Source organism: Rhodococcus sp. P4_E4 (assembly GCF_056401575.1).
In genome coordinates, this window is the sequence record NZ_JBFUJB010000011.1 from 261,810 (window position 1) to 279,143 (window position 17,334).

A 17,334-nucleotide genomic window follows, 5' to 3' on the forward strand; every position below is an offset into this window, starting at 1 on the left:
TTTCAGGAGAGAACTATGCGAATTTTCAACGGAATCGACGAAGTTGAGACGGCTGTCGGTGAGCACTTGGGCTACAGCGCGTGGTTCCCGGTCACACAGGATCGGATCGACAAGTTCGCCGACGCCACCGAGGATCACCAGTGGATTCACGTGGATCCCGAGCGCGCAGCGCAGGGTCCGTACGGCGGCACCATCGCCCACGGCTATCTGACTCTTTCGTTGTTGCCGGTGCTCGGCGCTCAGGTGATGCGTGTCGACGGAATCTCCATGACCGTGAACTACGGCAGCAACAAGGTGCGATTCCCCGAACCGGTCAAGGTCGGTTCTTCGGTGCGGGCAGGTGCGGAGATTCTTTCCTTCGAGCGCACCGCGAAGGGCGCGACGATTGTCGTGCGGTACACGATCGAAATCGAAGGAGCAGGTAAACCTGCGCTGGTGGCGGATACCGTGCGCCTGTTGGTCTCCTGAATCCTTTTCCATTCTTCCAGAACGAAATTCGAGGTCAGTTGTGAAACGAGCAGCATTGGTCGCGCCGGTCAGAACCGCGGTGGGCCGTTTCGGAGGGGCACTTCGTGACGTGCCTGCGGAAAGTTTGGCTGCCACTGTCGTCAAGGAGACCGTGCGTCGTAGCGGAATCGATCCGTCCCGCATCGACGACGTCGCGATGGGGCAGTCGTATGCCAATTCGGAAGCACCGTGCATCGGAAGGTGGGCGGCGCTCGAGGCCGGGTTGCCGATTTCGGTAGCCGGCTTCCAGACGGATCGCCGATGCGGAACGGGTCTGCAGGCCATCGTTACCGCGGCCATGATGGTCCAGACGGGTGCTGCCGACGTGGTTCTCGCGGGCGGCGTCGAATCGATGAGCGGGATCGAGCATTACACCACCGGAGCGCGGTGGGGCACCAAATCCGGTGGGCTGCAACTGTTCGACCGCCTCGATCGTGGTCGAGAGCGCTCGCAACCCGAGTGGCGTTTCGGCCGGATCAGCGGAATGATCGAAACGGCCGAGAACGTCGCGACACGCTGCGGGATCACGCGGGAAGAGTCGGACGCCTTCGCCGTCGAGAGTCACCGAAAAGCTACACTGGCAAGAGAATCCGGCCGATTCGATGCCGAAATCGTCGCCGTCGAACTGACGGATCGAAAAGGGAACGTCACACAGTTTCGTGCTGACGAGGGGATCCGTCCGGATACCTCACTCGAAACCCTGGCACGGCTGCGTGCGGTGTCCGAGGGAGGCGTCGTGACCGCCGGTAACGCCAGCCAACAGAATGACGCTGCGGCAGCGATGTTGGTGGTCGCCGAGGATCGCCTGGACGAGCTGGGGCTGGAACCCATCGGGTTCCTCGACAGTTGGGCCGCGGCCGGTTGTGAACCGGCGCTGATGGGCCTCGGACCGGTTGCCGCCGTCTCGAAACTGTTTGCTCGCACAGGGGCAGGCTTTGCCGACTTCGATCTGGTCGAGCTGAACGAGGCGTTTGCGTGCCAGGTTCTCGGCGTAGTGAAGGAATGGGGCTTCGAGGACCTCGATCGACTGAACGTCAACGGTTCCGGCATCTCGCTCGGGCACCCCGTGGGAGCGACGGGTGCGCGTATGGCAACAACCGCGCTTCACGAACTCGGCCGTCGCGGCGGCGGAAAAGCGCTGTTGACCATGTGTATCGGCGGTGGCCAGGGCATGGCAGCCGTGGTGGAGTCTGCCTGACGAGGTTCGCTTCTGGGTACACTTGCGGCGGGGGATCGGAAGTTCTACGGAGGCAGTCGGTTGACGAATGCAGGCGCAGCAGACACCAGTGGCGCGCTGAGCGTCGAGGATGTTCGTCGCGCCAGGGCTGCACTCGAGGGTCTCGATGTCACCAGTTGGTCCGGTCGCTTCGAGCTTCTCTCCGACGCCAACCGTCTGCGTCTGTTGCTCTGCCTTCACCACGCACCGGGTATCTGCGTCACGGATCTGTCCGTGGCGCTGGGGATGAGCGGCACAGCCGTCTCACATGCGCTGCGGCTACTGCGTAGCCAGGGGTGGGTGAGCGCGACGCGCGACGGCCGATCGATGCGATACCAACTGGCAGACGACACCGTTCACCAGCTGTTGCATTCGATCGGCGCCACACATTTTCACGACGAGACACCCACCCCCGGGCACACGCACAGCTGAGCGTCTCTCAAGGAGTCGCGAAGAACTTCTCGACGGCCGGCGCAGCGTTCGGGTTTCCGTTGGTGATTCCCGCGCCGACTCCGGCAACCGTGCCGATGACTCCACCGACGATGCAGCCGGCGATGAAGTTCGGGAAGATCGACAGGCAGCCGATTCCGACGCCGAGGTTGGCTCCGATGAGCGTCGACTGCACGCCGCCGTTGTTCCAGCCGATATTGACCTCGTTGGCCATCGTGTCGAACGCGGCTTGCTTCGGATCGTTACCGGGGAAGAGCATCAACGCCGCCTGGCTGTTCGACTCGGCGGTCGGGGTCAATAGGGGTTGGGACGGATCGAAGCCCGCATTCGGGGGCGCTGCGACCGCGGTGCCGGCTCCGGCGCCGACAGCGGCGACGACGAGAACGGACATGGTGAGAGTTCGGGACAGTTTCATGGGGACGGCCAATCTGTCTGTGTGGAACCAGTCGTGAATGGTGGCGGTGCAGTTCGTCAGCCTGAACTCCACCGTCTGGATCGATCGTGCGGACCTCCTCGGGCACAACGGGACCCGTCGTCTCCGCGCGACGGGCCGTGTTTGGTGGCTACCCGACTCCGGGGGCCCTGAAACCGCCCAGTCTCATTCGTTTTTCGACAACCGCGCGCGCAATTCTTCGACCTCGGCAGTAAGCCGATCGACCTCGGCTTGCAGGGGTTGGCGTGCCAGAGCGAGGGATTCGTCCATGCGCTCCTTGTCGAAGCGAGGTGTGATGTTTCGACTGCAGTTCCAGTCGAACGCTTCGACCTCGACGACGATGGAGCGCTGCGCTTTTGCTGTCATGGTGCCGCCGGGGGCCTGCAAGAGTTGTTGCAGCAGTTCAGGGTCCTCGTCCGCTTCGATCACGTGTGCACGCCCGTAGATCTTCAATCTCGTTCGCGTCGGGTAATCGATGACGAACAGCGAGATGCGATTGTTCTCTTCCAGATTGCCGAGCGTCACGAATTGCTGATTGCCGGGGAGATCGGCGAATCCGATTCGATTCGGGCCCAACACATGCAGGAATCCGCGCGGTCCGCCGCGATGTTGGACATACGGCCAACCATCGGGCGTCACCGTGGACATGAAGAAGGAATCCACGGATTTCACGAATCCCTGAGCGCGGAAATCGAATTCCATCGGACCTTCGTCGGGCTGATCGAGCTTTGAACCGTAGACGGTGAAACTCCCGGTCGACCGCTGACGCTCCACCGCAGCGGGGGAGAAGGCGATGTGTGCGTATCGGGTCGACATTCTTTATCTCCTGGTGCTCAGTGCCAGCGGTGGTCGGCAACGGCAGTTCGCGGACCGAACTTGGGTTTGACGGCTTGGCCGCTGACCTGCAGAAGCCTCACGGCACGGTATCGATGCGGTTGGAGGGGAGCGAGGTACTGCACCATCTGGGCGTCGTCGATCGGTTCACCCAGGAGCGACCAGCCGACGACCGCAGCGAGGTGGTAGTCGCCGACCGAGAGTGCGTCCGAATCGCCGAAGGCGCGCTGAGCCACTTCCGCGGCAGTCCAGATCCCGACGCCGGGCACCGCTCGCAATCGTTTGGTCGCTTCGGCCCGGGGGAACGATGACGCCTGCTCGAGGCGGTCGGCGACCCGAGCGCACTGAACGATCGTCTTGGATCTCGCGGGATCGACATTTGCGCGATGAAACTCCCACGACGGCATTCGTCGCCATTGGTCCGCGGTGAGTGGAACTCGCATTCCGTCGGGCGCGGGGCCGGGTGGGCGCTCCCCGAATTTGGTCAGCAGCCGGCGCCATGCGGCAAACGCGTCGATGCCGTGGACGCGTTGCTCGAGGATCGCGGGAACGAGGGCTTCCATGACGCGTCCGGTGCGGCCGATGCGCAGATGAGGGAAGCGTCGATGAGCTTCGGCGAGCTTGGGATGCTCGGGCGCAAAATCTTCGGCCTCGTCGTCGAGACCGAGCAGAGCTTCGGCGCCGGTCAGAAATTCCGTGGCGCCGGGACCCCAGGCCTGTACCCGGACCGTATGGCGATCCGACTGCGTGATGCGGTAGGTCACAGGACCCGAAAGTTGGCGGGAAACTCGCCAGATCGCTCCGTCGGCTGACCGTCGATGTGCGGGGTCGCCGGGTCCGCGCTGATGCGGGCTGAGCGTCAGCGCGGCATCGAGCGGTCGCTGAGAAGTCACCGTGACTTCGTCGACCGGAGATAGCGGCGTCATCGAGGTCAGCGTATCGCCACCGTCCATCCTCCGTTAAGGCGTGTGTCGGTGGCGCAACGTATTGTCCGAGCCATGATCATCGTGAGCACCGACGGATCCTGTCTGCGAAACCCCGGCGGGGCTATCGGCTGGGCGTGGGTCAATCACGAGGGTCCGAGCATGTCCGGCGGAGAAGCGTCCGGCACCAATCAGATTGCCGAGTTGCGTGCGCTCTTCGAGGCCGTCGTCGCCCATCCCGGTGCTGATCCTCTGCTCATCGAATCCGACTCGCAGTACGCCATCAAGTGCGCGTCGGAATGGCTGCCGAGTTGGAAGCGCAAGGGCTGGAAGACCGCGAGCGGCGGGGCGGTCAAGAACCTGGAACTGGTGCAGAGCATCGACCGAGCCATCACCGATCGAGTCGGTCCGGTGCGCTTTCGTTGGGTGCGCGGGCACGTCGGCAACCATTACAACGAAATGGCAGACAAGCTGGCCGGCGAAGCCGCACGCGCCATCGTCTCGGGGGACATCGCATCGGTCCCGCTTGCTGCCCCGGTGAAGAAGGAACCGACCGCCGTGAACTCCCCTTACAAGGAGAAGTCCACGACGGCCGAAGAACCGGCAGATCTGTTCACACTTTTCTGAGCGGTTCAGAAACCGTCGGCAACCTGAACCAGCGCCCGGCCGGTGTACTTGCCTTCGCGCACCTGATCGATCACCGAGACGACGTCGCGGACGGCAACGAGGTTCGTGATCTCCTTCAGATGACGTGGGGTGAGGTCGGAGCCCAGGCGGGCCCACAGCGCGCGACGGGGTTCGATCGGCATCAATACCGAGTCCATGCCCAGCAGTGAGACTCCGCGGAGAATGAACGGCAGCACGGTCGTAGGCAGCGCGGCGCCGCCGGTCAAACCGCTGGCGGCCACAACACCGCCGTAGTTGATCGTGCTCAGAACGTGAGCGAGGGTCTTTCCACCGACGCAGTCGACGGCCGCCGCCCACTGAGATTTTCCGAGCGGGCGAGGCTTGGCGTCGGGATCTTCGGGGAGCCGGCCGATCACCGAAGACGCACCGAGTGACGTCAGAAGGTCTGCCGCGCCTGGCTTACCGCTGGAGGCGACCACGTCGAAGCCTGCGCTTGCCAGAAGGTCGACGCTGACGGTGCCGACTCCGCCGCTCGCGCCCGTCACCAGGACGGGACCGTCGGCGGGCTTCACTCCGCTGGCCAGAATGGCTTGGACGCTCATGGCTGCGGTGAATCCTGCCGTGCCGATCGCAGCAGCGTCGGCGGTGGAAATGCCGTCGAGCTTCACGACCCACTCGGCAGGCAAACGGGCGATCTCGGCGTAGCCGCCGTTGCGGGCGGTCCCGATCTCGTAGCCATGTGCGACGACCTTGTCGCCCGGGGCGAATGCGTCGGACTCGGAGGCAATGACCTCGCCGGCGACGTCGATGCCGGGGACGATCGGGTACTCGCGAACCACCCCGCCTTTCGGGGTGACCGCGAGCGCGTCCTTGTAGTTGACGCTCGAATACTCGACGCGAATGGTGACCTCACCTGCCGGGAGGAAGGATTCGTCGACGGTTTCGGGGGCGAAGTCGATGGTGCCGTCGCTTTCGCGGGCGACCCAGGCGTTGAAAGTAGTCATGGGTCGAACATAAAGGCCTTCGGCCCTGTGCGCCTTTTCGGTAGTGCGAACTACCGGAAAGGCGCACAGGGGCGGAGCCCCTAGATCAAGCTTCCTTCATGCACCGCTCGATCGAATGCCGGCAGCGGACTACCGTCGCGCAGGGTTGTCGCCAATGCCGGATCGGCGAGGTGGAGACGGCCGATCGCGATCAGATCGAACTCTCCACTGCCGATGCGCTCCTCGAGCTGTGGGATGTTGTCGACGACAGGTGCGACGCCTTCGATACGGCTGTCCCGCAGCGACTTTCCGATACCGACGCTGCCGACGGCCATCGTGACGGCGCCGGTCAATTTTTTCGCCCAGCCGGCCAGCGAGAGATCGCTGCCTTCGAAGGCGGGGACGTCGAAGCGCCTGATGCTGGCATCGAGAACGTCGACTCCGGCGTCGACCAGCGCGCCCAGGATGACGCCCAACTCCTCGGGGGTCTCCGCGATCTTCGCGGTGAAATCCTGCTGCTTGTGCTGTGAGAAACGGTAGACGATCGGCAGATCCGGTCCGATGGCCGCGCGGATCGCAGCGACGACGGCGGCCGGGAACTTGGTTCGACGCTCCAGGTCGCCGCCCCACGCGTCGTCGCGCTGGTTGGTGCCCTCCCAGAAGAAGGAATCGAGGAGGTAGCCGTGACCGCCGTGGATCGCGATACCGTCGAAGCCGAGTTCGACGGCGTGCTTCGCGCTACGGACATACGCGTCGATGACGTCCTGGATGTCCTGCTCGGTCATCGCTTCGGTGCTCGCCTGCGCACGTTCGACGTAGGCCGCGGAGTACGAGGTGACGCCCAGCGGACCCCACTCACCCGAGGGACGCATCGGCTTGAGCGAAGGGTCCATCTGCGTCATCGCGCCCCACAGAGGCCCGACGTGCCAGAGCTGAGGCACGATCTTGCCGCCAGCAGCGTGCACGTCGTCGACTACCTTGCGCCATCCGGCCTGAGCAGCGGGAGTGTGGAGGTTGGGGACGTTGGCGTGGTCGACAGCAGTCTCGTGATCGATCGCGACGCCTTCGGTGACGATCAGTCCGGTACCGCCCTCGGCGCGTCGGCGGTAATAGTCGGCGACGTCGCGGCCAGGCACGCCCTCGATGGAGTACGTGCGCGTCATCGGCGACATGACTATGCGGTTGGACAATTCGAGCGAACGGATGCGGAGCGGTTGGAACAGCGGGTTGGTCACTTCGTCACAGCGCTTTCATGAATCGGAAGAATCCGGGGTCCTGGTCGACACGGAGCCGGGTGAGGGTTCGGTAGCTGATCAGCCACTTGCCGTCTTCTTTGCGGTATTCCTCGTGGTAGTGGCCGTAGCCGTGCAGGTGTAGTTCTTTCTCGCCGTCGTTCCACCACAGCATGTCTTCCATCGCCCAGATACCGGTTGCGGTGGTGGGTGAGGTCAGCACGATTTCGGGAGTGTGTGCGTGGTGCGCCGTGGTGAGGGGGATGTCGCCGTCGAGCATGTTCCGAATTGCCGCGGTGAGTTTGTCGATGCCCACTACCTGGTTCGAGGTGTCACCGGTCTTGGGTTGCTTGTCTGTCGGGAGTCCGCCCCACGTCTCGCTGACGACGTCTGCGGTGTGCAGGGTTGGGTAGACGTGCCACTGCTTGGTGTCCATGCAGCGTAGGCGCGCGGCGAAGACACGTTTGATTTCCTCGATTGCGAGCAGTTCCTCGACGGCACTGATCGATCCCACTTCGGACTCGGCCTGAGACATTCAACCTCCAACGGTGATCGGCAAGATGGGTTCACATTCGGGTGCTCAGCGCGGGCCGTCAACGACCTGTCCCGGTGAGCGCGACGGCACTCGGTATGGTCGAGCGAACGAAAGGGGTGTCAGACGTGTGTACCGAAGAGGTCCCATCGACCGGACCGGAGGAGATCGCCGAGGTTCGGGCTTTCTGGCGCGAGCTGGGTGTTCCTGGCGTGATCGACGTCCATACCCATTTCATGCCGAAGAGCGTCATGGACAAGGTGTGGGGCTACTTCGATTCGGCGGGACCGATGATCGGTCGACCATGGCCGATCGCGTACCGACTTGCCGAGGAGGAGCGGGTACACCGTCTCCGCGAGTTCGGTGTCCGGGCTTTCACGTCGATGATCTACCCGCACAAGCACGCGATGGCCGAGTGGCTCAATCAGTGGGCCGTCGAATTTGCCGCGCAAACACCTGATTGCCTGCACACGGCCACGTTCTATCCCGAGGAGTCGGCGGCGTCGTACGTCGGAAAGGCCCTGGAGTCGGGCGCGCGAATCTTCAAGTCCCACATCCAGGTCGGAAACTACGACCCGAACGACCCTCTGCTCGACAAGGTCTGGGGTCAGCTCGAGGACTCCGAGACGCCCATCGTGATTCACTGTGGATCGGGACCGGCGCCGGGGGAGTACACGGGACCCGATCGCATTGCTTCGCTGCTCGCACGGTACCCGCGCCTGTCGTTGATCGTCGCCCACATGGGGATGCCCGAGTACAGCGAATTCCTCGATCTGGCAGAGGCTTACGGCAACGTCCGCCTGGATACGACCATGGCGTTCACCGATTTCACGGAAGAGCAGTGCGCCTTCCCGAAGGCAGACGTTTCACGGCTCGTCGACATGCAGGACCGGATTCTGTTCGGTAGCGACTTCCCGAACATTCCGTACCCGTATCTCACAGCCTTGCAAGCGGTTACGCGCTTCGATCTCGGAGACGAATGGCTGCGAGCCGTCGTGCACGACAACGCTGCGAAACTCTTCTCGGTGAGCTGAGCCCACCGAGAAGTATTTCGCTCAGCGCAATTTGATGCTGCCGCCGTCGGCCATCAACGTCTGTCCGGTCATGTACTTGGAATCCTCGCTCGCCAGGAATACCACGACGGGAGCGATGTCGGTTTCGGGATCACCGATGCGTCCGAGAGGTACCTTGGCAACCGATGCGGCTGCGCGCTCGGGGAAGGCTTCCTGCCACTTGACGACGCCTTCGGTGGCGGCGAACGGGCAGACCACGTTGACCCGAATGCCTTCCGGCGCCCACTCGTTGGCGACGACGCGCGTCAGGCCTCGCACAGCTTCCTTGGCCGCAGCGTAGGACGTCTGGGTGGGCATTCCGTCCAAACCTGAACCCGATGCGAAGTTGACGACCGAACCCTTGGTCTTCGCGAGTTCGTCGTGGCATGCCTGCATCAGGTGGACAACGGGGTAGAAACCGGTGTTGAAGGACAAGTCGAACATGTCCTGCGTGGTTTCGAGCAACGGAGCCTGACGGGATGCGTGAGCGTTGTTCACCAGGATGTCGAGCTTGCCGAAAGCCTCGAGCGCGGCGTCACGGATCTGCTCGGCCGAACCGGCGGCAGCAAGGTCGACGTTCAGGAACTTGCCGGAGCCGGCCAGTTCTTGTTCGAGGGCCTGGCCCTGCTCGTCGTTGATGTCGACGAACAGGACCTTCGCGCCTTCACGGGCGAAGACTCGGGTGATGGCACGACCGATTCCACCGGCGCCGCCGGTGACGATCGCTACCTTGCCGTTCAACCTCATGAAAACGCTCCTCTTCGTAAGTGCTGCTTAAACTGTTGCGGTCTCGTCGACTGCAAGTGCGATCTTTTCGAGGCCGGCGATGCTGTAGGCAGCGTAGGTCTCGTACGGCCCACGGCCGGAGAAGTAAGACGAGAGCTGGCCACCGAGTTCTTCGACGGTGAACGCGGATCCGGCTGCGTCGAAACGGTTCTCGACCTTGGGTGCTTCCATCAATGCCACCATCTTGCCGTAGACGACGAAGACCTGTCCGTTGATCTCGTCGGAATCGGGGGATGCGAGGTAGCTGACCAGGGTCGCGACGCGCTCGGGTGCAAGCGGATCGAGGCCGACGACGCCGGTGTTGTTCTCGCCGAAAGCTTCTGCCGTCATGGCGGTGCGGGCACGGGGGCAGATCGCGTTCGTGCGGACGCCGTAGCGGGAGAGACCTGCTGCGCTCGAGAGCGTCAGAGCGGTGATGCCGGCCTTGGCTGCCGAGTAGTTGGGCTGTCCGGCGCTGCCGAAGAGGAAGGCCTCGGAAGAGGTGTTGATGATGCGGCCGTAGACCGGTGCGTCGGCTGCCTTGCTGGCTGCGCGCCAGTGGACTGCGGCTGCGTGCGAGGTGGCGGCGTGGCCCTTGAGGTGCACGCGGATGACGTCGTCCCAATCGGATTCGGTCAGGTTGAAGATCATCTTGTCGCGCAGGATGCCTGCATTGTTGACGAGGATGTCGAAGGATCCGAAGTTCTTGACAGCCTCTTCGATGATGCGCCCGCCGAGCGACCAGTCGGAGACGTCGCCGGTGATGGCGAGTGCCTGTCCACCTGCGGCCTTGATCTCGTCGACCACGTCGTTGGCCGCTGCACCCATGTCGTTGACGATGACGGCTGCACCGGCAGCCGCGAGTCCGAGTGCTTCGGCGCGACCCAGGCCGGCGCCGGCGCCGGTGACGGCGGCAACTTTGCCTTCCAAGCTCAGTGATTGCGTCATGTCGTGCTCCTTCGATCCGGTCTGGCGGGTAGGTACAGCAAAATTAGTATTCATTCTAATTTGAAGTCGAGAGTTCGGCAGTCTTTCCGAAAAAATCATTCGAGCGAAATCAGAATTAGTTCTAGTTTTGAGCAGAAGTTTGACCAACTGAGGAGCAGTCTCACTCAGCGGGAGCGGTGATCTGGGTCACGAGCGCTGCATGCCACCTTGGGTCGACGCGGCGATCCCACCGCGTACGCGTTTGCGTCACCACCGATCCGCTCAGTTCTCGGCCGCATTCGTCGGCTCCAGGGTCGGATAGTTCTCACCGAAAACGCAGTACGGTCGGCCCCGAATTCACCGGGCCGGACATCAAGGAAGGCACCAGCAGTGTCACTGAATTTGGCAGATCTGTACGAGGGCATTTCGGATCTGATTCCGGACCGCACGGCGCTCGTGTGCGATGGCCGTCGTCGCACCTACGTCGAACTGGACGAGGGATCGAACCGCATTGCCCGCCACTTGGCGAGTGTCGGTGTCGGGCCGGGCGATCACGTCGCTCTGCACATGCGCAACAGCGTCGAGTTCGTCGAGAGTTTGCTCGGCTGCCTCAAGATTCGTGCGGTCCCGATCAACGTCAACTATCGCTACGTCGACGCCGAACTGACCTACCTGTACAACGATTCGCAGTCGGTGGCACTGATCGTGGACGAGGAGTTCGTTTCCGTCGTGGAGACGGTTCTCCCGGCCGCGCCCGGCATCAAACACGTCGTTGTCGTCGGCGAGTCAGCCGTCCGCGATATCGAAGGCGTCGACGTCGTTCGATTTGCCGACGCTGCCGCGGAGCAGCCCGCCACTCGTGACTTCGCGCCCCGCAGCAACGACGACCTCTTTGTCATTTACACCGGCGGCACGACGGGGATGCCCAAGGGTGTCATGTGGCGTCATGAAGACTTCTACTTCGCGGCGCTCACCGGCGGAAATCCGTTCGGTCCGCCGCACACGACCGCACAGGCTCTGTTCGCCGCGGTGCCGAACGTTCCCGCGATGAACATGCTCAGTACCGCACCCCTGATGCACGGTGCGGCGTCGTACTCGCTGTTCACCGGATTCTTCATGGGCGCCAACGCAATTCTCATGGCGCGGTTCGACGCGAAGACGACCCTGCAGCTCGCCGGGAGTGAGAAGGCCGTCTCCATCACCGTCGTCGGAGACGCGATGGCCCGTCCGCTCGCAGACGAATTGGCAGCAAACGCAGCAGATTACGACCTCAGTACGGTCGGCATGGTCTCGTCCGGCGGGGCCTTGTTCTCGCTCTCACTGCGGGAGCAGCTCAAGTCGATACTTCCGAACCTGGTGATCCGCGACGGATTCGGCTCCTCGGAGTCGGGCGTCGACGGCAATCTCGAAATCGGCGAAGACGGCCTGATGCGCATCGCCGCTCGCGACGAGACCCGCGTCGTGGACGAAAGGATGCGGCCGCTGGAGCCGGGATCGCCCGAGACCGGTTACATCGCTCGCAGTGGTCACGTGCCGGTCGGTTACTTCAACGATCCGGTCAAGACCGCGGCTACGTTCCCGGTGATCGACGGGGTGCGGATGTCGGTGCTCGGCGACGTCGGGCGCGTGGAAGCCGACGGCTCGATCGTCCTGCTGGGGCGTGGTTCTCAGTGCATCAACACCGGCGGGGAGAAGGTGTACCCCGAAGAGGTCGAGCAGGCACTCAAGAGTCACCCGGCGGTGCTCGACGCTCTGGTCGCGGGAATTCCGGATGCGAAGTTCGGTGAGCGCGTCGCTGCGGTCATCACGACCCGAGAAGGTTTCGACGTCCCGGACGCTGCCGAGATCGGTGAGCATTGCGCGTCGCAGGTCGCTCGGTACAAAGTGCCGCGCACCGTCATGAACGTTCCGTCGATCAGGCGTTCTCCCAGCGGAAAGGCCGACTATCGCTGGGCCAAGGTCACTCTCGCCGAGCAAGTTTCCTAGTCCGGCCGGAGCCATCCAGCGCGTTTGTGAGGGACGCGTTGGGTGGCTCCGGTGCTCTAGCCTGTGACCGTCAGAACCAGCAGAGCGACGTTGAGTGCAACGATCAAGCCGGCCGCAATCCATGCCGCGACGGTCGTGAACGGGGCATTGCGCGCGTCGCCCATGAGTTCGGGGTCCGAGGTCATTCGCACCAGCGGGATGATCGCGAAGGGGATACACAGGCTCAAGACCACTTGGCTGAGCACGAGTGCCAGCGTCGGGTCGACGCCGAGTCCGAGCACGATCAGTGCCGGGATGAGAGTGACGATTCGGCGTGTGATCACCGGAATGCGAATGGCCAGAAGACCATGCATGATCTCGGCGCCGGCCGCGCATCCCACGGAGGTCGACGCGAGTCCGGAGGCGAGGAGTCCGATCGCAAACACCACGGCTACACCCGGACCGAGTGAATTCTCGATCGCGGCATGCGCGCCGTCGATGGTGTCGGTGCCGGGTACTCCGCGCAGCGCCGAAGCGGCCAGAAGCAGCATGCCGATGTTCACGCCACCGGCGATGATCAACGCGACGACGACATCCCAACGGGTGACTTTGAGTAGTCGCTGCAACCGGGGCCCGGGTTTGATGTGGCCGTGGCGATCACGTGCCAATGCGGAGTGAAGGTAGATCGCGTGCGGCATGACCGTTGCTCCGAGCATGCTGGCGGCGAGCAGTACGGTCTCGGTTCCTTCGAAGCGGGGGACCAGTCCGGCGACCGCTTCGCTGCCGGAGACGTCGGTGAAGGCGAGCCCGGTCAGGAAGCCGATGGTGATGATGGCCAGCAATCCCATGACCACGAACTCGAAAGTGCGCTGTCCGCGCCGACTTTGGATCGTCAGGATCACCATCGACACGCATCCGGTGATCAACCCGCCGAGGAAGAGCGGGATGTTGAAGAGCAGGTTGAGTGCGATGGCGCCGCCGATCACCTCGGCCACGTCGGTCGCGATCGCCATCATCTCGGCCTGGAGCCAGAAGGCGCGGCGGTTGTTCTTACGCAGGCGCTGACCCAGCATTTCGGGCAAGGATCTGCCGGAGACCAGCCCGAGTTTCGCGGACAGGTACTGCACCAGGACGGCCATTGCATTGGCGAGTACCAGCACCCAGATGAGGAGATAGCCGTACTTCGCGCCGGCGGTCAGGTTGGCGGCGACGTTACCCGGATCGACGTACGCGATTGCCGCGACGAACGCCGGACCGAGCAGGGCGATGGATCTTCCCGTAGGTCGTCGGCGCGGAGTCGTCGGCTCTTGCGTACTGGTGCTCATCGGTCTCCTGGTCACACGTACTCGGACCTGTTGGTTCGAATAAGTGAACTATAGAGTTCGGGGAGCCGAACTTTCAACAGCTGTGCGCGGTCAGCGACCGCAGAGGGTCCCTAACCGCGCACAGGGGTTAGGCAGTCACCCCGGCGGCCAGGAGAGCGCGGGCCTCGGGTCGGCCGTCGAGGAGGGCGTTGGTACGCAGTTCGACCTTCCACTCGCCGTCGGTCTTGATCAGCTCCCAGCGGTTCGCGGTGATGCGGAGGACCTTGAACCCCGTCGGGTTCTCGGGGTCCTTGATGACCAACTGCGAATGGCAGGTCGCGACGGCCTTGTTGCCGTCGATGCGGATGTGCGCGGGCGTCATCATGTGAGCCGCGCCGTTCATGATCCAGTTCTGGTGAGAGGCGCTGTGAACCATCGCGCGCAGTTCGCCGCGGCCGTGCATCGCGCCGGTGTCGACGTCGTAGACACCGTCCTCGAGCCACAGGTTCGCGACCTCGTCGGCTGATCCGCTGTCGACGGCAGGGCTGTACGTGGTCAGCAGTTCGGTGATCGCGAGCTTGTCCTCGAGCAATTCCACTCGGGCGAGCAGAGATTCGATCAGGGCGGTCGAGTCGGTCATCGGTACGTCCTTTGTGTAGGAAGGTTGACGAATCATGGGGTGGTGAAAGCGAAGCCCTCAGCGAGGGCGATTCGGTGAAGTTCTTCGAGTTGTTCGCAGTAGTGCTCGACGCTTCGAGCGCCGACCGAGCAACTGGCGATGGTCGCCCCGGCGTCACGGACGCGTGTCAAGGCGCGAAGGGCGGATTCGCGATTGCCGAGGGGATCGAGCGGCGCACCGGCGGGGAGCACTACGTCGAATCCGTCGGGGAGTGTCGTGGCGTCGAGCATTTCCTTCAGTTCGGAGAATCGCAGCCCGAACGGCACCCACCCGTCGCCGTGTGTGGTGGCCCGGCGCAACGATCTCTTGGTCCGGCCGCCGATCCAGAGGGGCACACGTTTCTGGACGGCATGGGGTTCGACGACAAATCCGGAGTAGTCGTAGAACTCGCCGTGATACTCCGGAGTCGGAGTCGACAGTGATGCTCGAAGTGCTGCCAGAGCGTCGTCGGCACGTGCTCCTCGGTCGACGAACGGAGCATTTATGAGATCGAATTCTTGTTTCAGAGTCCCCACTCCGAGACCGAGTATCAGGCGTCCGTTGCTGACGCGATCAAGCGTTCCGTAGCGCTTGGCGATCTCGAGGGGGTGGTGATAACCCAGTACCAGCACCTGCGTCGCCAGGAGGATCCGCGACGTGCGTGCGGCCAGGTAACCCAGCGTGGCGAGCGGATCCCAATAGGTTCCGCCGCGTTCGGTGGCAATTTCTTCGGGAACCGCCACGTGTTCACTGCAGGTCAGATGATGGAAACCGAGTCGATCCGCCGTGGCAGCCACTGTGGCGATCTCGCCGATGTCAGCACTCGCCTCCCACTCCGAACGCGTGCTCGGGTGCTGAATCAGGACCGGCGTGACGATTCCCAGGTGCATCGGGCGTTTATAGCGCTCCCACCGACGCGGCGGCGGGTGAATTACCGCTGATCGGGATCGAAACGACCGATTCACTTTCCAGAAACTGTGACCTGGGTTATAGTCGGTAGAATCAATTCCAGTTTTCGGGAGGCGTCCATGACCATCGTTGACATGAACGACACACTGTCCACCGTCCAGAACGCCGCCGGGCAACCCAAGAAGGATCTGCCGCCGTCGATGGTCGAGCGGATGACATTGATTCTCGACGCCTTCGACGGCCGCGCCGCGCGGCTGACGCTGGAAGAAGTCGCGTGCCGCACTCAGTTGCCGCGGTCCACCGTCCACCGCATTCTCGATCAGCTCGTCAAGCTGGACTGGGTCGATCACGCATCGTTCGGCTACTGCCTCGGGCGCCGCGCGCTCGGCCTCGGTGGTGGCGACGGCGGCCACAGCCAGATCCGCGAAGCCGCAGCTCCGCTTCTGCACGAACTGCACCTGCAGACCGGCATGGTCGTTCACCTGTCGGTGCTCGACGGACGCGAGAGCGTCTACCTCGACAAGGTCGGCGGACGATTCGCCGCGGCGCTGCCGTCCCGCGTCGGCGGCAGAGTGCTCGCTCATTCGACGGCCGGCGGCAAGGCGATGCTGGCATGGATCGACCCCGAGCGCGTCGACGCTCTGTTCGGGTCGGCTCTTCCCCGCTGCACCGAGAACACCATCACCGACGTCGCCGTGCTCCATCAGGAACTGAACCGCATCCGTCAGCGTCGGGGACTGGCCTTCGAACGCGGGGAGTCGGCGCGTGGAGTCGCATGTGTGGCTTCGGCAATTCGCGGACACGAGGGTCCAGTCGGCAGCATCGCGTTGTGTGGTGACATGCGGACCGCTCAGCTCGAGCGAGTTGCTCCGCTGGTCGTCGACGCGGCTCGCGAGGTCTCGCGGACGTTGTACCCCGAACTGGGTGCTCCTCGTCGCGGCCGCAAGACGCCTCCCGTTCCGACCAATACGTTCTCGGCGGAGACGATGGATCGCCTGCTGGCAGCGTCGTCCGACCACTGGATCTGACGTATTTTGATCGACTTGTCTCGCTGATCGGGACGAGTCATAGCAGCTCAGCGGTACTGATGGCACCGTTCGGACCATGACGACTGAACTGAGCTACGAGGGAACCCTGAAGGAACTGCAGACCGATCTCGGTGTGCTCCGGTACCACGAAGCCGGCGACGGCCCGCCGCTCCTGCTGCTGCACGGTTCGGGCCCCGGTGTCACGGGTTGGCGTAATTACCGCGGCGTTCTCGCGGACTTCGCGGAGCACTTCCACTGCTACGTTCTCGAGTTCCCCGGATTCGGCGTCAGCGATCCCGGCCCCGACCACCCGATGATGATGGCGCAGGCATCGGTGGGGATGTTCCTCGACGGCCTCGGCCTCGGACCTGTCCACATGATCGGCAACTCCATGGGCGGCATCGTCGCCACCAAGGTTGCGATCGACGAACCGCACCGGGTGAGCAAGCTCGTCACCATCGGCGGCATGGGCAAGAACACCTTCTCTCCCGGCCCCGGTGAAGGCATCAAACTTCTCATGGAGTTCACCGACAACCCCACCCGCGAAGCTCTGGTCCGGTGGCTGCACTCGATGGTCTTCGACCGCGCGGTCGTCACCGAGCAGCTCATCGAAGAGCGCTGGGCCCTGGCCACCGAGCCGACGACACTCGAGATCGCCCGACGGATGTACAGCAGCAAGGCCATGGCCGCCATGGGCGCGGCTGCCGCTGCGTCGACCGCCGTGCCGTACTGGGCGCAGCTGAACAAGATCAAGGCGCCGACGCTGTTGACCTGGGGACGCGACGACCGCGTCAGCCCCGTGGACATGGCGATACTGCCGATGCGCGACATCCCCAACGGCGAAGTTCACATCTTCCCCAACTGCGGACACTGGACGATGATCGAAGCCCGTGACGCCTGGGTCGCGTCCGTTCTGGCATTCCTGACGCGTCCAGAAGGCAAGTAAGGGGCTTCGCCCCCGTGCGCCTTTTTGGTAGCTCCCACTACCA

At 63.5% G+C, this 17,334-nt stretch carries 19 protein-coding genes; 8 read left to right on the plus strand and 11 right to left on the minus strand.

Annotation, left to right across the window (positions count from 1 at the left end; genetic code table 11):
* Positions 1 to 15 precede the first annotated feature (15 nt).
* From AC1DVN_RS14690 to AC1DVN_RS14700, 3 genes are read left to right on the plus strand one after another with little or no spacing between them, the layout of a single operon-like run.
* Positions 16 to 468: a MaoC family dehydratase gene (locus tag AC1DVN_RS14690; protein ID WP_003940415.1), complete on the plus strand. Its 453-nt coding sequence runs from the start codon at positions 16 to 18 to the stop codon at positions 466 to 468.
* 40 nt (positions 469 to 508) lie between these two features.
* Complete coding sequence (locus tag AC1DVN_RS14695) at positions 509 to 1,705, plus strand: acetyl-CoA C-acetyltransferase (protein ID WP_069145568.1); 1,197 nt, start codon at positions 509 to 511, stop codon at positions 1,703 to 1,705.
* Between the two features lie 60 nt (positions 1,706 to 1,765).
* Positions 1,766 to 2,155, plus strand: coding sequence for an ArsR/SmtB family transcription factor (locus tag AC1DVN_RS14700; protein ID WP_019745393.1), 390 nt, complete (start codon positions 1,766 to 1,768; stop codon positions 2,153 to 2,155).
* Between the two features lie 7 nt (positions 2,156 to 2,162).
* Here AC1DVN_RS14700 and AC1DVN_RS14705 read toward each other — a convergent pair whose 3' ends face one another.
* The 3 genes from AC1DVN_RS14705 to AC1DVN_RS14715 form a co-directional block, all read right to left on the minus strand.
* Positions 2,163 to 2,660: a hypothetical protein gene (locus tag AC1DVN_RS14705; RefSeq protein ID WP_020970854.1), complete on the minus strand. Its 498-nt coding sequence runs from the start codon at positions 2,658 to 2,660 to the stop codon at positions 2,163 to 2,165.
* A gap of 111 nt (positions 2,661 to 2,771) precedes the next feature.
* Positions 2,772 to 3,422, minus strand: coding sequence for a pyridoxamine 5'-phosphate oxidase family protein (locus tag AC1DVN_RS14710; protein ID WP_477993966.1), 651 nt, complete (start codon positions 3,420 to 3,422; stop codon positions 2,772 to 2,774).
* Positions 3,423 to 3,439: 17 nt separating this feature from the next.
* Positions 3,440 to 4,393, minus strand: a complete 954-nt coding sequence (locus AC1DVN_RS14715) for a DNA-3-methyladenine glycosylase family protein (RefSeq protein ID WP_019745390.1) — start codon at positions 4,391 to 4,393, stop codon at positions 3,440 to 3,442.
* 45 nt (positions 4,394 to 4,438) lie between these two features.
* Between AC1DVN_RS14715 and AC1DVN_RS14720 the strand changes: the two genes are divergently transcribed.
* Complete coding sequence (locus AC1DVN_RS14720; RefSeq protein WP_007729467.1) at positions 4,439 to 4,990, plus strand: ribonuclease H family protein; 552 nt, start codon at positions 4,439 to 4,441, stop codon at positions 4,988 to 4,990.
* Positions 4,991 to 4,995: 5 nt separating this feature from the next.
* Here the strand turns inward: AC1DVN_RS14720 and AC1DVN_RS14725 are convergent, their stop codons facing one another.
* The 3 genes from AC1DVN_RS14725 to AC1DVN_RS14735 form a co-directional block, all read right to left on the minus strand.
* Complete coding sequence (locus tag AC1DVN_RS14725; protein ID WP_020909206.1) at positions 4,996 to 5,994, minus strand: MDR family oxidoreductase; 999 nt, start codon at positions 5,992 to 5,994, stop codon at positions 4,996 to 4,998.
* 80 nt (positions 5,995 to 6,074) lie between these two features.
* The gene (locus tag AC1DVN_RS14730; RefSeq protein WP_029256307.1) at positions 6,075 to 7,208 is read right to left on the minus strand and encodes an oxidoreductase; all 1,134 of its coding nucleotides are present in this window, start codon (positions 7,206 to 7,208) and stop codon (positions 6,075 to 6,077) included.
* 4 nt (positions 7,209 to 7,212) lie between these two features.
* The gene (locus AC1DVN_RS14735; RefSeq protein ID WP_019745387.1) at positions 7,213 to 7,740 is read right to left on the minus strand and encodes a nuclear transport factor 2 family protein; all 528 of its coding nucleotides are present in this window, start codon (positions 7,738 to 7,740) and stop codon (positions 7,213 to 7,215) included.
* Positions 7,741 to 7,865: 125 nt separating this feature from the next.
* On the opposite strand from AC1DVN_RS14735, the gene AC1DVN_RS14740 reads away from it, so the two are divergent.
* Positions 7,866 to 8,771, plus strand: a complete 906-nt coding sequence (locus tag AC1DVN_RS14740; RefSeq protein ID WP_003940342.1) for an amidohydrolase family protein — start codon at positions 7,866 to 7,868, stop codon at positions 8,769 to 8,771.
* A 21-nt stretch (positions 8,772 to 8,792) separates the two neighbouring features.
* On the opposite strand, the gene AC1DVN_RS14745 is transcribed toward AC1DVN_RS14740, so the two are convergent.
* The gene (locus AC1DVN_RS14745) at positions 8,793 to 9,536 is read right to left on the minus strand and encodes an SDR family NAD(P)-dependent oxidoreductase (RefSeq protein WP_019745385.1); all 744 of its coding nucleotides are present in this window, start codon (positions 9,534 to 9,536) and stop codon (positions 8,793 to 8,795) included.
* Positions 9,537 to 9,563: 27 nt separating this feature from the next.
* Positions 9,564 to 10,502 carry a 3-oxoacyl-ACP reductase gene (locus tag AC1DVN_RS14750; protein ID WP_007729451.1) on the minus strand — a complete coding sequence of 313 codons (939 nt, stop codon included), beginning with the start codon at positions 10,500 to 10,502 and terminating at the stop codon, positions 9,564 to 9,566.
* Positions 10,503 to 10,871: 369 nt separating this feature from the next.
* Here AC1DVN_RS14750 and AC1DVN_RS14755 point away from each other — a divergent pair, with 369 nt between their 5' ends.
* Complete coding sequence (locus AC1DVN_RS14755) at positions 10,872 to 12,467, plus strand: acyl-CoA synthetase (protein WP_069145570.1); 1,596 nt, start codon at positions 10,872 to 10,874, stop codon at positions 12,465 to 12,467.
* A gap of 56 nt (positions 12,468 to 12,523) precedes the next feature.
* Here the strand turns inward: AC1DVN_RS14755 and AC1DVN_RS14760 are convergent, their stop codons facing one another.
* From AC1DVN_RS14760 to AC1DVN_RS14770, 3 genes are all read right to left on the minus strand, one after another.
* A complete protein-coding gene (locus AC1DVN_RS14760; RefSeq protein ID WP_021345600.1) occupies positions 12,524 to 13,771 on the minus strand; it encodes an Nramp family divalent metal transporter in 1,248 nt (415 codons plus the stop codon).
* Positions 13,772 to 13,898: 127 nt separating this feature from the next.
* Positions 13,899 to 14,390, minus strand: a complete 492-nt coding sequence (locus AC1DVN_RS14765) for a nuclear transport factor 2 family protein (protein WP_003939809.1) — start codon at positions 14,388 to 14,390, stop codon at positions 13,899 to 13,901.
* Positions 14,391 to 14,422: 32 nt separating this feature from the next.
* Positions 14,423 to 15,298: a TIGR03619 family F420-dependent LLM class oxidoreductase gene (locus AC1DVN_RS14770; protein ID WP_336503691.1), complete on the minus strand. Its 876-nt coding sequence runs from the start codon at positions 15,296 to 15,298 to the stop codon at positions 14,423 to 14,425.
* A gap of 138 nt (positions 15,299 to 15,436) precedes the next feature.
* Here AC1DVN_RS14770 and AC1DVN_RS14775 point away from each other — a divergent pair, with 138 nt between their 5' ends.
* Together AC1DVN_RS14775 and AC1DVN_RS14780 are read left to right on the plus strand one after the other, a co-directional pair.
* On the plus strand, positions 15,437 to 16,345 hold the full coding sequence (locus tag AC1DVN_RS14775) for an IclR family transcriptional regulator (RefSeq protein ID WP_020970849.1): 909 nt from the start codon (positions 15,437 to 15,439) through the stop codon (positions 16,343 to 16,345).
* Positions 16,346 to 16,421: 76 nt separating this feature from the next.
* Complete coding sequence (locus AC1DVN_RS14780; protein ID WP_019745379.1) at positions 16,422 to 17,291, plus strand: alpha/beta fold hydrolase; 870 nt, start codon at positions 16,422 to 16,424, stop codon at positions 17,289 to 17,291.
* The last annotated feature ends 43 nt before the right edge of the window (positions 17,292 to 17,334 follow it).